We start from the raw sequence: 12,898 nt of genomic DNA on the forward strand, positions 1-12,898 counted from the left end.
CTTCCTATGTTGTTTGAAGCCAAACGAGTCAGGGGTGCGGCTCCCGCACCCCTTTGGCCAAGCGGGGTCCGGCCGCTCAGCTTGCCGGGCCCCGCATCCCCTTCACTCCGCTCCGACGCCCTCACCTCCAGGAGGACCGGCCATGAAGGTCGTAGTCGACATGAACAAGTGCCAGGACCACGGCCAGTGCGTCTTCGCGGCCCCCGACGTCTTCTCGATGGACGTCGACGGACACCTCGTGCACGTCTCCGACCCCGACGACGCGCTGCGCGACGAGGTCGAGGAAGCCGCCGACGTCTGCCCGCTCCAGGCCATCCGGATCGAGGGCTGAGCCCCATGACCGGACGCGTAGTCGTCGCCGGCGCCTCGATGGGCGGCCTGCGTGCGGCCGAGCAGTTGCGCGCGGCCGGCTGGACCGGCGCGATCACGGTGGTGGGCGACGAGCCCCACATGCCCTACAACCGGCCTCCGCTGTCCAAGGAGGTCCTCGCGGGCAACGCGCCCTTCGAGTCGCTGGCCTTCACCCCGAAGGCGGCCGCCGCCGACGTGGAGTGGCGCCTGGGCACGAGGGTCGCCGCCGCCCAACTGGCCGAGCGCACCGTCGCACTCGACGACGGCTCCGAGATCCCGTACGACGGACTGGTCGTCGCCACCGGCATGCGCCCCCGGCGGCTGCGCTGCCCCGGTCCGCTCGCCGGCCGCCACACCGTCCGCACGCTCGCCGACGCCCAGGGACTGCGGGCGGCACTGACCCGCCCCGATGCCCGCGTGGTCGTGGTCGGCGCCGGGTTCATCGGCTGCGAGGTCGCCGCGACCGCCGTAGGACTGGGCGCACACGAGGTGACCGTCGTCGATCCGCTGCCCCTGCCCATGGTCGGACCGCTCGGCGAGCTGCTGGCCCGCACGCTGCTGAGCCGGCACGAGGAGCGCGGGGTGCGCTTCGCGCTCGGTACGGGCGTCGCCGCCTTCGAGGGCGACGAGCGCGTGACGGGCGTGGTCCTGAGCGACGGCACGGTGCTGCCCGCCGACGTGGTGGTCGAGTCGGTCGGCTCGGTCGCCAACGTCGAATGGCTCCAGGGCAACGGCCTCGACCTCTGCGACGGCGTCCTCACCTGTGAGCGGCTGCGGGTCGGCGGGCGGCCGGAAGTCGTCGCCGTCGGCGATGTCGCCCGCTTCCCCAACGCCCGCTACGACGGTGTGCCCCGGCGCGTCGAGCACTGGTCGATCCCGACCGACACCGCAAAGCACGCCGCGAAGACGCTCGTCGCTCATCTCACCGGTGCGGAGGGGGAGTCTGCCCCCTTCGCGCCCCTGCCCACCTTCTGGAGCGACCAGCACGACTTCCGGCTCCAGTCGTTCGGCGCGCCCGTCCTCGGCCTCGACGACGTACGCGTCCTGGACGGCGACCCCGAAGGCGACGTCCTGGTGGGATACCACGCCGGCGACCGGCTGGTCGGCGTCGTCGCGCTCGGCGGGCACAGCGCCGCCAAGGGCGCCGCCCGCTACCGCGCCGAGCTGCTGAAGCAGCCCGCCCTCACCACGTAAGGAACCCCGTCATGTCCTCAGTTCGTGGCTACTTCCACCCCAAGACCGCCGGCGGGCTCTCGTCGCTGATTCCGTCGCCGCCCTGGCGCTACTCCGGTGACCTGCTGACCGTCGAATACCGCACGGATCCGGCACGGGTGCGGGAACTGCTGCCCGAGCCGCTGGAGTTGGCCGACGAGGATCCCGGGGCCGTCGCCCTGATCTGGGCCGACTGGCAGTCGTGCTCGCAGTCGGGCGCGGAGCTGCTCGACCCCGTGCTGTCGCAGTACAAGGAGGCGTTCGCGGTCGTCCGGTGCAGGTACCGGGGGCAGACCTACTCGCGGTGCGTCTACATCTGGGTCGACAAGGACTTCGCCATCGCCCGCGGGCTGCACCAGGGGTATCCGAAGAAGCTCGGGTCCATCCACCAGACGCGGCCCCATCCGTACGGGCCCGCTCCGCGGATCGAGGCGGGGGCGCGGTTCGGGGCGACGCTCGCTGCGGCGGACCGGCGGCTCGCGCAGGCCGTGGTCACCTTGCGGGAACCGTCGGACGGCAACGGGTTCGTCAACGCGCATCCGATGGCTCACCACCGGTGGCTTCCCTCGGTCGAGAAGGGGAAGGGGCTTGCGCTCGACGAACTGATCGAGACCGGGGCGGCGTCCTTCGAGGCCGGTCAACCGTGGGTCGGGGACGCCGAGTTGGAGCTGTTCGAGGCGCCGACGGAGGAGCTTGCGCGGTTGGAGATCCGGGAGCCGATCGCCGCGTACTACCGGCAGGTCGGGGTGGTCTGGGACGGGGGGCGGCTGTTGGAGGCCGGTACGTCCGGAGCGTCTGCCGGGTGAGGTTCGTGGTCGGCCGCGGGTGGGTCGTGGCCGGTCGCGCAGTTCCCCGCGCCCCTGGGTGAGTGCCCGAACCCCTCCTTTGATTGGAGCTCTTCTCATGCCTGACAAGATCGTCGTCTCCGGGATCTCTGTCGATCCCCGGCACTGGATCGGCGGCCGACGCGTCGCCTCCTCCGACACCTTCACCGACACCTCTCCCATCGACGGCAGCACCCTCGGTGAGATCGCCCGCGGCGGACCCGCCGAGGCCGAAGCAGCCGTCGCCGCCGCCCGCGAGGCGTTCCCCGCCTGGGCCGCCACCCCCCGCGCCGAACGCGCCCGCATCCTGCATGCCATCGCCGACGGCGTCGAGAAGCGGATCGAGGAGCTCGCCGTCGTCGAGACCACCGACAACGGCGCTCTGCTGCGCTCGCACCGCCGGGGCGTCATGCCCCGCGTCGCGCACAACTTCCGCTTCTTCGCGGACTGGTTGCTCACGCTCGACCACGAGGACTTCGAGACGCGCGGGCACACCAACCACGTGTCGTGGGACCCCGCCGGGCCCTGCGTGCTGATCACGCCGTGGAACGCCCCGCTGATGCTGGCCACATGGAAGGTCGCCCCGGCGCTCGCGGCCGGCGACACCGTCGTCCTCAAGCCGGCCGAGTGGTCCCCGCTCACCGCCTCCCTCCTCGCCGACATCGCCGCCGAGGCGGGCCTGCCCGCCGGTGTCCTCAACGTCGTCCAGGGCTACGGCTCCGAGATCGGCGACGCACTCACCTCGCACCCGGACGTGCGCCGGATCAGCTTCACCGGTTCCGTGCCGACCGCCAAGCGGATCGCCGCGTCCGCCGCCGCGAACCTGACCCCGCTCAGCCTCGAACTCGGCGGCAAGTCACCGCTGTTGGTGTTCGCCGACGCCGACCTGGAGCTCGCGGTCGACCTCGCCGTCGAGCAGTACGACAACGCCGGGCAGGTCTGTCTCGCGGGGACCCGTCTGCTCGTCGAGGAGACGGTCGCCGAGGAGTTCACGCGCCGGTTCGTCCAGCGGGCGCAGAGCCTCAAGCAGGGCGACCCCCGCGACGAGGCCACCGACATCGGGCCCAACATCCATCCGCGCCAGTTGGAGAAGATCGACGGGTACGTGCGGCGGGCCGTCGAGGCAGGAGCCCGCGCGGTCATCGGCGGGCAGCGCCGGGACGGGCAGTACTACGCGCCGACCCTGCTCACCGATGTCGCCCAGGACTCCGAGATCGTGCAGGAGGAGGTCTTCGGGCCGGTCCTCACCCTCCAGACCTTCGCCGACGAGGACGAAGCGGTACGGCTCGCCAACGACACCCGCTTCGGGCTCGCCGCCACCCTCGCCACCGGCGACCCCGAGCGCGCCGAACGCGTCACCGCGCGGCTCGTCGCCGGCACCGTCTGGGTCAACTGCTTCTTCGTCCGCGATCTTCAGGCGCCCTTCGGCGGCTCGCGCCAGTCCGGCGTCGGACGCGAGGGCGGCACCTGGAGCTTCGACTTCTACTGCGACCTGAAGAACACCGTGACCGCCCCGAAGGGATGGAGCCAGAGCCATGGGTGAGATCGTCGGGGCCGGGCTGCTGGCCCACGTCCCCACCATCGTGCTGCCGCAGGCCGACCGGCTGGAGCTGAACGAGGGCAAGGAGATCACCCTCGTCACCGGCCTGAAGGAGCTCCGCGCGGAGGTCTTCGAGCGGGACGACTACGACACCGTCGTCGTCCTCGACTCCCACTGGGCCACCACCGTCGAGTTCGTCGTCACCGCACAGCAGCGCCGCGCCGGCCTGTTCACCTCCGAGGAGCTGCCGCGCGGGATGTGCAGGATGCCGTACGACTTCCCCGGCGACCCCGAACTCGCCGGGAACATCGAGAAGTTCGCCGACAGGCACGGCACCTGGATCACCGCGATCGAGGACGAGTGCCTGCCGATCTACTACGCCACCATCAACCTCTGGAAGTACCTGGGGGAGGGGCTGCCGGACAAGCGGTGGGTCACCATCGGCGTCTGCCAGACCGGTGACATGGAGGACCATCTGCGGCTCGGCCGGGCCCTGGCCGACGGCATCGCCGCCACTCCGGGCCGCCGCGTGCTGCTCATCGCCTCCGGTGCCCTGTCGCACACCTTCTGGCCGCTGCGCGAGCTGCGCCACCACGAGGCGAGCGACCCGGCGCATATCTTCACGCCCGAGGCCCGCGCGGCCGACCACGAGCGCATCGCCTGGTTCAAGGAGGGCCGCCACGACAAGGTCCTCGACACCATGGACGAGTTCTGGAAGTACAAGCCCGAGGCGAAGTTCTTCCACTACCTGATGATGGCCGGCGCCCTCGGCGAGCAGTCCTGCGCCGCCAAGGCCCGCCAGTACGGCGAGTACGAGAACTCCATCGGCACCGGCCAGGTCCATCTCTGGTTCGACCGGCCCGCCGACGGCTGGACCGGCACCGGCCTGCCCGCCGCCACCTCGTCCCCGCGCACCCCGCACAGTCGTACCTAGTCGTTTCCAGGAGCCCTCATGCCCGAATACCGCCGCATCCTGCTCGACGGCGCCGCCGTCCAGGTCACCGTCGACGGGGACGAACTCGTCGCCGGGGACGGCCGCCGCGTCAAGACCGAGGACGCCCATCACCTGCCGCCGGTGGTCCCTTCCAAGGTCATCGCCGTCCACCTCAACCACCGCAGCCGCGTCGACGAGTTCCGGATCGACCTGCCGGACACCCCGACCTACTTCCACAAGCCGACCTCGTCCCTCAACTCCCACAAGGGCGCGATCGTCCGCCCCGACGGCTGCAAGTGGCTCAACTACGAGGGCGAGGTCGCCATTGTGATCGGGCGGACCGCGCGGAACGTCTCCCCGGCCGAGGCGGGGGAGTACATCGCCGGCTACACGATCGCCAACGACTACGGGCTGCACGACTTCCGCGACACCGACGCGGGCTCCATGCTCCGGGTCAAGGGCTCCGACACCCTGTGCCCGCTCGGACCGGGCCTGGTCACGGACTGGGACTTCCACGGCAAGCGGCTGCGGACGTACGTCAACGGCGAGGTCGTGCAGGACGGTTCGACCGACGAGATGAAGTGGGACATGCACTATCTCGTCGCCGACATCGCCCGCACGATCACCCTCTACCCGGGGGACGTCCTCCTGTCCGGCACCCCGGCCAACTCCCGCCCGGTCCGGCCGGGCGACGTCGTCGAGGTCGAGGTCGAGGGCCTCGGCCGGCTCACCAACCACATCGTCACCGGCCCGACCCCGGTCCGCACCGACGTGGGCGCCCAGCCGACCGAGTCCGAGGAGGTGCTGTCCACCGCGCTCGGCGGGGACTGGGAGTTCCGCGGCATCCGGCCGCCCAGGCGTTGACCGCGCGTACGGCCGTGTCGGACCCGGCGGGTAAGGTCGCGAACATGACCGCATCCGCCGAGGGACCCGCACGATCCAAGAGGTCGACGGGCTCCGAGGCCCCCAAGGCCAAGGCCGCCGAGGGGGACCGCAAGCCGCGCCGGCGCATGAACTACGGCGAGGGCCGCGAGGCCCTGCTCAACGCCGCGGTGCGGGTCGTGGCGCACGGCGGGCTGCGCAAGCTCACCTACCGGGCGGTCGCCCAGGAGGCCGGCACCACGCACGGCCTCGTCGTCCACCACTTCGGCTCACGCGACGCGCTGATCGAGGAGGCCCTCGCCCACGCGATCCGCACCTCGCTGAGCACCAGCGCGCTCGAACCGGGCACCGGCAAGGTCGCCGACTTCTCGGTGGGCGTGTCCGACATGGTCACCGCCGATCCGGACATCCAGGCCTTCCAGTACGAGCTGCTGCTGGAGGCCCGCCGCCGCCCGGAGCTGCTGCCGCAGATCCGCGCCCTGTACGACGACTACTTCGACGCCACCCGGCGCGAGCTGTCCCGGATGCTCCCCGAGGACGCCGGGCACCCGCTGACCCGGCTGATCTTCGCCGCCCTGGACGGGCTCGTGCTGCACCAGCTCGTCTTCGGCGAGCCCGGGACCACCGACGCCGCGATCGAGGAGCTGCGCGGGCTGCTCCGGCTGCTTGCGGCCGACGGTCACGAGGCGCCGGAGAACGACGTCTGACCTGTACCTTCAGGGACCCCGGGCACCCGTGGCCCGGGGTCCCTTCGCGTGGTCCCAGCAATTCTCGGCGTCACCCCTTGCCAAACGGATAGTTCCAGCCCACCATAAGGCAACTCGTTTGGCCTGAAACGAAATCCTCCTTTCCCCTGGCAGGTGATCCGAGTGGACAGTCAGACGGCGGTCCCGAACCAGACCGCGCCCGACGCCTCCACCGCAGGCAAGCTCAAGCCCAACTCTCTCGGCGTGCTGGGCATCCTCTTCTTCGTCCTCTCCGCCCAGGCGCCGCTGACCGGCGTCGCGGGCGCCGTCCCCATCGCCGTGGCCATCGGAAACGGCGCCGGGGCGCCGGCCGCCTATCTCGCGGCCGGTCTGATCACCCTGCTGTTCTCGGTCGGCTTCGTCGCCATGGGCCGGCACGTGGTGGACGCCGGGGCCTTCTACCGGTACATCGGCAAAGGGCTCGGCCGGGACCTCGGCAACGGCAGCGCGGGGATCGCCCTCTTCGCGTACTGCGCGATCCAGGCCGCCATGTACGGCCTGTACGGCGCCACCGTGAACGGGCTGCTGGTGCACTACGCCGGCATCGACGTGCCCTGGTGGGTGTGTGCCCTGGTCACGATGGCGATCGTGCAGGTCCTCGGTGCCCTCGGCATCGAGATGGGTGCGAAGGTGCTCGCCGTGTTCGTGCTGGCCGAGTTCAGCATCCTCAGCGCCTTCGCCGTCGTCACCTTCGCCAAGGGCGGCGGGCCCGAGGGCCTCGGCTTCGCGGACACGTTCTCGCCGGGCGCTGCCCTGGACGGGGCGCCGGGCGTGGCGCTGATGTTCGCCGTGGCGTCGATGATCGGCTTCGAGGCCACCGCGATCTACGGCGAGGAGGCCCGCGAGCCCCGCAGAACGGTGCCCCGGGCGACGTACGCGGCCGTCGCCCTCGTCACCGGCTTCTTCGCCTTCGCCTCCTGGATGCTGATCTCCTCCTACGGCGCCTCGAAGGCGGCCGGCGCCGCGGGCAAGGCGCTGGAGGGCGGTGACTCGACGGCGTTCGTCTTCGCGCCGATCGCCGCCCAGTTCGGCACCTGGGTCAACGACGTGCTGCCCATCCTGCTGGCCACCTCGCTCTTCGCCGGCATCCTGGCCTTCCACAACTCGGCCAACCGCTATCTGTTCTCGCTCAGCCGCGAGGGCCTCCTGCCCCGCCGGGTGTCGGCGGTCAACCGACGGCACTCGCCCGGTGTCGCGGGCTTCGTGCAGACGTCGATCGCCGTCCTGCTGGTGATCCCGTTCGCTCTGGCCGGCAAGGATCCGGTGCTCACCCTGTTCTCGTGGGGCAGCGGCATCGCCGTACTGGCGATCATGCTCCTGTACTTCCTGACCTCGGTCTCGGTCGTCGCCTTCTTCCGGCGCGAGCGCCTCGACACCCGGGCGTGGAACACGCTGGTCGCCCCGCTGCTGGGGGCGGCGGGAATCGCCGGGGCGATCTGGCTGATCGTCGAGAACTTCACGACCCTCATCGGCGGCGACCGGACCACCGCCCTGTGGCTCCAGGTGACGGTGCCGGCCGTCCTGGTGCTGGGGGTCGTCACGGGCCGTCTGACGCGCTCGGCCCGCACGTAGGCGACGCCTGCCGTCCGGCCGAGCAGCCGTCGGCCGGACGGCGGGTGCCTGCCGGTGGATGCCCGGTGGGTGCTCGACTCCAACCGTTTTGTACGAGATCAGACGTCACCTGGAGGTCCTCGCATGCCGGCCGTCACCCACGAAGAGTGGCTGCGTCGCGCCAAGTCCCTGCACCTTTCCGGCGCCCATCACATCGACGGCGCCGACGAGCCGGGCGGGGGCGGGACCTTCGCGGCCGTCTCGCCCCGGGACGGCCAGGTGCTGGCGCGGGTCGCCGACGGGGGCGCCGCCGAGGTGGACGCGGCCGTCGCCGCCGCCCGGCGCGCCTTCGACACCGGGCCCTGGCCGCGCCTCGCCCCCGTCGAGCGCGGCCGTGTGCTGCTGCGGATCGCCGACCTGCTGGAGGAACGGCGCGCGGAACTGGCACTGACCGTCAGCCTGGAGATGGGCAAACCCATCACCGACGCCCATGACATCGAGCTGCGCGCCGCCATCACCACCTTCCGCTGGTACGGCCAGCTCGCCGACAAGCTCACCGACGAGTCCCCGCACACCGCCCCCGACGCCCTTGCCCTGGTCACCCGGGAGCCGGCCGGCGTCGTCGGTGCGGTCGTGCCCTGGAACTTCCCCCTGACGCTCGCGGGCTGGAAGGTTGCCCCGGCGCTCGCCGCCGGCTGCACGGTCGTACTGAAGCCGTCCGAGAACTCCCCGCTGTCCGCCCTCCTCCTCGGCCGGCTGGCCACCGAGGCCGGGCTGCCGCCGGGTGTGCTCAACGTGGTGAACGGCGAGGGCCCCGTCGCCGGACGGGCCCTCGGGCTCCACCCCGACGTCGACGTCCTGGCCTTCACCGGCTCCACCGCCGTCGGCCGGCACTTCCTGCACTACGCGGCCGACTCCAACCTCAAGCGCGTCTGGCTCGAGCTCGGCGGCAAGTCACCCAACATCGTGCTGCCCGACGCCCCCGACCTGGACCGGGCCGCCGCCACCGCGGCCTGGGGCATCTTCTTCAACCAGGGCGAGATGTGCACGGCACCGTCCCGGCTCCTCGTGCACTCCTCCGTCGCCGAACGCGTCACCGAGGCCGTCGTACGCCGCGCCCGCGAGCTGCGGATCGGCGACCCCCTGGACCCGGCCACCGAGATGGGCGCCCTGGTCGGCGAGGCCCACCTCGGCCGCGTCCTCGGCCACATCGGGGCCGGCCGGGAGGAGGGCGCCCGGCTGCGCACGGGCGGTGAGCGCATCCTCGCCGAGACCGGCGGCACCTACCTGGAACCGACCGTCTTCGACGGCGTCGCCCCGACGATGCGCCTGGCCCGCGAGGAGATCTTCGGCCCCGTCCTGTCCGTCCTCGCCTTCGGCGACCTGGACGAGGCGGTACGACTGGCCAACGCCACGGAGTACGGCCTGGCCGCCGGCCTGTGGACCTCCGACCTCTCCACCGCCCACCGCGTCTCCCGCGCCCTCAAGGCCGGCACGGTCTGGGTCAACTGCTACGAGGAGGGCGACCTGACCGTCCCCTTCGGCGGCATGAAGCAGTCCGGGAACGGCCGCGACAAGTCCGCGCACGCCCTGGAGAAGTACACCGAGCTCAAGACGACCTGGATCCAGTTGTGACCCGCCCGCTGATCGCCGTCCCCGCCCGCTTCTCCGCCACGACCTCGGCCCTTCGGTACGCCGCGGAGGTGAACGCCCGCGCCCTGATCGAGGCGGTGTGGCGATCGGGCGGCGAGCCGGCGAGCATCCACCCGGCCGACCCCGCGAACGCCGACGTCGCGGACCGGCTCGCCCGCTTCGACGCCGTCCTGCTCCCCGGCGGCGGCGACCTCGCCCCGCACCGCTACGGCTCCTCCGTCGCCCACGCGAGCGTCTACGACGTGGACGACCTCCAGGACGCCTTCGACCTCGAAATCGCGCGGCGCGCACTGGACGCCGGCATCCCCCTGCTGGCGATCTGCCGGGGCCTGCAGGTCGTGAACGTCGCCCTCGGCGGCACGCTGGAGCAGGACATGGGCGGCCCCGAACGCGAACACCGGCACCTCGTGCACCCGGTGGCGATCGAGCGCGGCACCTTGCTGGAGCGTGCCCTCGGCGCGCAGAAGGCGGAGGCCTCCTGCTACCACCACCAGCGGGTGGACCGCCTCGGCACCGGCCTGACGGCCACGGCCCGCGCCGCCGACGGAACGGTGGAGGGCCTCGAACTCCCCGGCGCGCGAGGCTGGTTCACGGCAGTGCAGTGGCACCCCGAGGACACCGCCGCCGACGACCCGGCACAGCAGGGCCTCTTCGACGCCCTGGTCGGGGCGGCGGGCGGGCGGCGCTGAGCGGGGGGTTGGGGGCCTCGGGGCAACCCTCGGTCCTGAGTCAGGTGGGGCGCCTCGCCGCTGAGCTGGGCGGGTGGGTGTCTTCGGCCGTCAGCCGATCGGGCGGCCCCCCGTCGATGCTGAGCCGACGGCCGGGCACCCCTCGATCCTGACCGGAGGGGTGGAGCGAGCCTCGACCCTGAGGCGGGCAGCCGGAGTGCGGCTCTGCCGAGTGGGCCGGGGCGTGGCCTCAGTCCTCCGTCTTCGCCCGGCGCCCGCTGCGGCGCGGTGCCGGTTCGGCTCCGTCGAGGAGGGTGAGGCGGCGTTCCTCGCCGTTCTCCTCGACCTGGAGGACCACCCGGCGCAGCCCCTCCGCGACGCTGCGGCACTCCTCGTCGCTGAGCTGCCCGGCGACGAACGCCTCCTCCTCGTTGAAGGCCGGGAAGAGCCGACGCATCAGCGCCTCGCCCTCCTCGGTGAGGCTGAGCAGCACGAGCCTGCCGTCACTGGGGTGCCCGGCCCGCTTCACCAGCCCCCGCCCCTCCAGCGTCCGCGCCACGCCCGTGAGCGTCCCCTTGGAGATCCCGGCCTCCTCCGCGACATGCCGGGTCTCCGACTCGCCCCACACCCAGACCACCCAGAGCACCACGAACGCTGTCCAGGTCAGATCGGCCCCGCGCAGTACGGAGTTCTCCAGGTGCTGCCGGACCGTCGAGGCCGCGCGATAGATGTTGGCGACCACCGCCATCTGCTCCCGGTGCAGCGGGATACCGCCGAGCTTGGCCTCGGCCAGCTTCTCGGCGGCGGTGATCGATCGTTGGCCGGGCATGGGCACACTCCTTGGGCCGCGGCGTCGGACAGGCGGTGTCGGACGGGAACAGGTGTTTTCGTTCGGGTTCAAATTGTACGGAAGGGGCCACCGCTTCCCGGACCCTGGACGCCCTCTTGACGTCGACCGCGGACGGACCGACACTCGATCAGGATTCCTAGTGAATTGGTAGGGAAACATGGGGCGTCGTGAGCCGGTCACCGGTCGAGTGATCCGTACGCCCCTTCTCACGTCCCGCCGCCACATCGATCTGCTCCGCGTATGCAGCGCGCTCAGCCCGCTGGGCTGAACCCCACGTCGCTTCCGCCGACCGCGTACATCCGCACGCCTGCTCCGGGGAGACTCATGTCCGTCACACCGCTGGCCGCCCACGCATCCACCCAGTCCGCCCCCGCCTTCAGGGGCCGAATCGGCCGGGACGCGCGCAGCGGCCACTACGCCGTGCCGCGCCGCTACCGCCTCCATCTGTCCACCGCCTGCCCGGACGGCCTGCGCATCGCCGTCGCCCACGCCCTGCTGGGCCTCGACGACATCTGTCCCGCGACGTTCCTGCCCCCGATCCCGGACTCCCCTGACGGCGGCCACACCGTGCTGCGTCCGCTGTACGACGCCAGTGCCCACCGCTACGCCGGACCGGCACTCGCACCGGTCCTCAGCGACGACTGGTCCGGGCGCATCGTGAGCACGCACGCACCCGACATCACCCGAGACCTCGCCCGGCGCTTCGACCGCGGGCGCAGCGAGCTCTACCCGTGCGGCGCGGAGTCGGAGATCGAGGCCGTCGAGCGCATGTGCGCGCAGGACATCGAGGAGGCCGCGCAGGGCGCGGGGGCGGTCGGCGCCGATCCGGCGGAGCGCGAGGAGGCGCTCGGGACACTGCTGCGCGCACTGGGCGCGCTGGACCGGTGGCTCGACGGACGTGGCTACATGATCCGTAATCAGATCACCGCCGCGGACGTCGAGTTGTGGGTCACCCTGGTCCAGCTCGACACCGTCCACCGGCACCACCTGGACGCGGCAGCGGTGCAGCGCATCGCCGCCCATCCCGCCCTGTGGGGCTACGCCCGCCGGCTCACCGCGCACCCGGCTTTCGGAGCGCACCTCGACCTGGACGCCATCTCCCGCCGCCACCATGCCCGTTGTCAGGGCCTGGAGGCCGCCGGCGCCGCCGTCCAGATCCTGGACTGGGCGGCCCACGCGGCAGCCGGGACCGGTGCTCGACCGCTGGTCGACGGGGTCTGACCCGGTCCACACCGTGGACCGGCGTTGACATTCGTTCGGGCAACTGTCTTAACTTACGGCCCAGAACGGTCATGAGCGTCAGCGACAAGCCCTGGCTCGCTGACCGGCAACCCTCGCGTCGCGGTGGGGTGCCCCAGGTGACGACCGGACCGGATGACATTCGGTAAGCGCGAGGCCCCGAGGGGCCGGAAAAGCGAGTGACGACATGGACGCAGCTCCCAGGACGGCCGTACGCCGCTCCCAGAGCCGCGTCCTGCCGTTCGTGAACCTGCTCGTCGCCGACCGCACCGTCGATCTGCTCCGTGTCAACAGCGCACTGTGTACCGCACCGGGCTGTGCCCGCTGTCGTGGCTGACCCTTTCTCTGCGCCACGCACTCTCTGACGAACACCGCCTGAGCGGTGTGCCGTTGCCCGCCCAGCCCCCGGTACCTGCGCCTCCCGTGAGACGACGCGCCGCCCAGCGGC

At 71.8% G+C, this 12,898-nt stretch carries 14 protein-coding genes and 1 riboswitch; of the genes, 13 read left to right on the forward strand and 1 reads right to left on the reverse strand.

The window, feature by feature from the left end; all coding sequences use genetic code 11:
* Window positions 1-142 precede the first annotated feature (142 nt).
* From ACZ69Q_RS05625 to ACZ69Q_RS05670, 10 genes are all read left to right on the forward strand, one after another.
* Window positions 143-331 carry a ferredoxin gene (locus ACZ69Q_RS05625; RefSeq protein ID WP_471036795.1) on the forward strand — a complete coding sequence of 63 codons (189 nt, stop codon included), beginning with the start codon at window positions 143-145 and terminating at the stop codon, window positions 329-331.
* A 5-nt stretch (window positions 332-336) separates the two neighbouring features.
* Entirely contained in the window at window positions 337-1,545 is a 1,209-nt protein-coding gene (locus tag ACZ69Q_RS05630) for an NAD(P)/FAD-dependent oxidoreductase (protein ID WP_471036798.1), read from the forward strand.
* 11 nt (window positions 1,546-1,556) lie between these two features.
* Window positions 1,557-2,369, forward strand: coding sequence for an acetoacetate decarboxylase family protein (locus tag ACZ69Q_RS05635; RefSeq protein WP_471036801.1), 813 nt, complete (start codon window positions 1,557-1,559; stop codon window positions 2,367-2,369).
* Window positions 2,370-2,466: 97 nt separating this feature from the next.
* The gene (locus ACZ69Q_RS05640) at window positions 2,467-3,930 is read left to right on the forward strand and encodes an aldehyde dehydrogenase (protein ID WP_471036804.1); all 1,464 of its coding nucleotides are present in this window, start codon (window positions 2,467-2,469) and stop codon (window positions 3,928-3,930) included.
* Window positions 3,923-4,861, forward strand: a complete 939-nt coding sequence (locus tag ACZ69Q_RS05645) for a 3,4-dihydroxyphenylacetate 2,3-dioxygenase (RefSeq protein WP_471036807.1) — start codon at window positions 3,923-3,925, stop codon at window positions 4,859-4,861. Before ACZ69Q_RS05640 ends, ACZ69Q_RS05645 begins: the two co-directional genes overlap by 8 nt.
* 18 nt (window positions 4,862-4,879) lie before the next feature.
* Window positions 4,880-5,725, forward strand: coding sequence for a fumarylacetoacetate hydrolase family protein (locus ACZ69Q_RS05650; protein WP_471036810.1), 846 nt, complete (start codon window positions 4,880-4,882; stop codon window positions 5,723-5,725).
* A 146-nt stretch (window positions 5,726-5,871) separates the two neighbouring features.
* Window positions 5,872-6,450, forward strand: a complete 579-nt coding sequence (locus tag ACZ69Q_RS05655; protein WP_471040092.1) for a TetR/AcrR family transcriptional regulator — start codon at window positions 5,872-5,874, stop codon at window positions 6,448-6,450.
* 162 nt (window positions 6,451-6,612) lie between these two features.
* Entirely contained in the window at window positions 6,613-8,061 is a 1,449-nt protein-coding gene (locus ACZ69Q_RS05660; RefSeq protein ID WP_471036813.1) for an APC family permease, read from the forward strand.
* A 123-nt stretch (window positions 8,062-8,184) separates the two neighbouring features.
* Window positions 8,185-9,675 (forward strand): aldehyde dehydrogenase, encoded by a 1,491-nt coding sequence (locus ACZ69Q_RS05665; RefSeq protein WP_471036816.1) that lies wholly within the window; start codon window positions 8,185-8,187, stop codon window positions 9,673-9,675.
* A complete protein-coding gene (locus ACZ69Q_RS05670) occupies window positions 9,672-10,382 on the forward strand; it encodes a gamma-glutamyl-gamma-aminobutyrate hydrolase family protein (protein ID WP_471036819.1) in 711 nt (236 codons plus the stop codon). The genes ACZ69Q_RS05665 and ACZ69Q_RS05670 overlap by 4 nt, the downstream gene beginning before the upstream one ends.
* A 229-nt stretch (window positions 10,383-10,611) precedes the next feature.
* Here the strand turns inward: ACZ69Q_RS05670 and ACZ69Q_RS05675 are convergent, their stop codons facing one another.
* Window positions 10,612-11,190: a MarR family winged helix-turn-helix transcriptional regulator gene (locus ACZ69Q_RS05675; RefSeq protein ID WP_471036822.1), complete on the reverse strand. Its 579-nt coding sequence runs from the start codon at window positions 11,188-11,190 to the stop codon at window positions 10,612-10,614.
* A gap of 178 nt (window positions 11,191-11,368) precedes the next feature.
* On the opposite strand from ACZ69Q_RS05675, the gene ACZ69Q_RS05680 reads away from it, so the two are divergent.
* The 3 genes from ACZ69Q_RS05680 to ACZ69Q_RS05690 all read left to right on the forward strand — a co-directional run bounded on the left by ACZ69Q_RS05680 (window position 11,369) and on the right by ACZ69Q_RS05690 (window position 12,787).
* Window positions 11,369-11,479 (forward strand): putative leader peptide, encoded by a 111-nt coding sequence (locus ACZ69Q_RS05680; RefSeq protein WP_471036825.1) that lies wholly within the window; start codon window positions 11,369-11,371, stop codon window positions 11,477-11,479.
* A 56-nt stretch (window positions 11,480-11,535) separates the two neighbouring features.
* Window positions 11,536-12,432, forward strand: a complete 897-nt coding sequence (locus ACZ69Q_RS05685) for a glutathione S-transferase C-terminal domain-containing protein (protein ID WP_471036828.1) — start codon at window positions 11,536-11,538, stop codon at window positions 12,430-12,432.
* Window positions 12,433-12,499: 67 nt separating this feature from the next.
* Window positions 12,500-12,608: riboswitch (SAM riboswitch) on the forward strand.
* Window positions 12,609-12,637: 29 nt separating this feature from the next.
* Complete coding sequence (locus ACZ69Q_RS05690; protein ID WP_471036831.1) at window positions 12,638-12,787, forward strand: hypothetical protein; 150 nt, start codon at window positions 12,638-12,640, stop codon at window positions 12,785-12,787.
* Window positions 12,788-12,898 lie beyond the last annotated feature (111 nt).

The organism is Streptomyces sp. NPDC036764 (assembly GCF_055609385.1).

Coding starts and splice junctions, on each gene's coding strand:
- ACZ69Q_RS05625 (WP_471036795.1), top strand. CDS start 143: ATGAAGGTCGTAGTCGACATGAACAAGTGCCAGGACCACGGCCAGTGC.
- ACZ69Q_RS05630 (WP_471036798.1), top strand. CDS start 337: ATGACCGGACGCGTAGTCGTCGCCGGCGCCTCGATGGGCGGCCTGCGT.
- ACZ69Q_RS05635 (WP_471036801.1), top strand. CDS start 1,557: ATGTCCTCAGTTCGTGGCTACTTCCACCCCAAGACCGCCGGCGGGCTC.
- ACZ69Q_RS05640 (WP_471036804.1), top strand. CDS start 2,467: ATGCCTGACAAGATCGTCGTCTCCGGGATCTCTGTCGATCCCCGGCAC.
- ACZ69Q_RS05645 (WP_471036807.1), top strand. CDS start 3,923: ATGGGTGAGATCGTCGGGGCCGGGCTGCTGGCCCACGTCCCCACCATC.
- ACZ69Q_RS05650 (WP_471036810.1), top strand. CDS start 4,880: ATGCCCGAATACCGCCGCATCCTGCTCGACGGCGCCGCCGTCCAGGTC.
- ACZ69Q_RS05655 (WP_471040092.1), top strand. CDS start 5,872: ATGAACTACGGCGAGGGCCGCGAGGCCCTGCTCAACGCCGCGGTGCGG.
- ACZ69Q_RS05665 (WP_471036816.1), top strand. CDS start 8,185: ATGCCGGCCGTCACCCACGAAGAGTGGCTGCGTCGCGCCAAGTCCCTG.
- ACZ69Q_RS05675 (WP_471036822.1), bottom strand. CDS start 11,190: ATGCCCGGCCAACGATCGATCACCGCCGCCGAGAAGCTGGCCGAGGCC.
- ACZ69Q_RS05680 (WP_471036825.1), top strand. CDS start 11,369: ATGGGGCGTCGTGAGCCGGTCACCGGTCGAGTGATCCGTACGCCCCTT.
- ACZ69Q_RS05685 (WP_471036828.1), top strand. CDS start 11,536: ATGTCCGTCACACCGCTGGCCGCCCACGCATCCACCCAGTCCGCCCCC.
- ACZ69Q_RS05690 (WP_471036831.1), top strand. CDS start 12,638: ATGGACGCAGCTCCCAGGACGGCCGTACGCCGCTCCCAGAGCCGCGTC.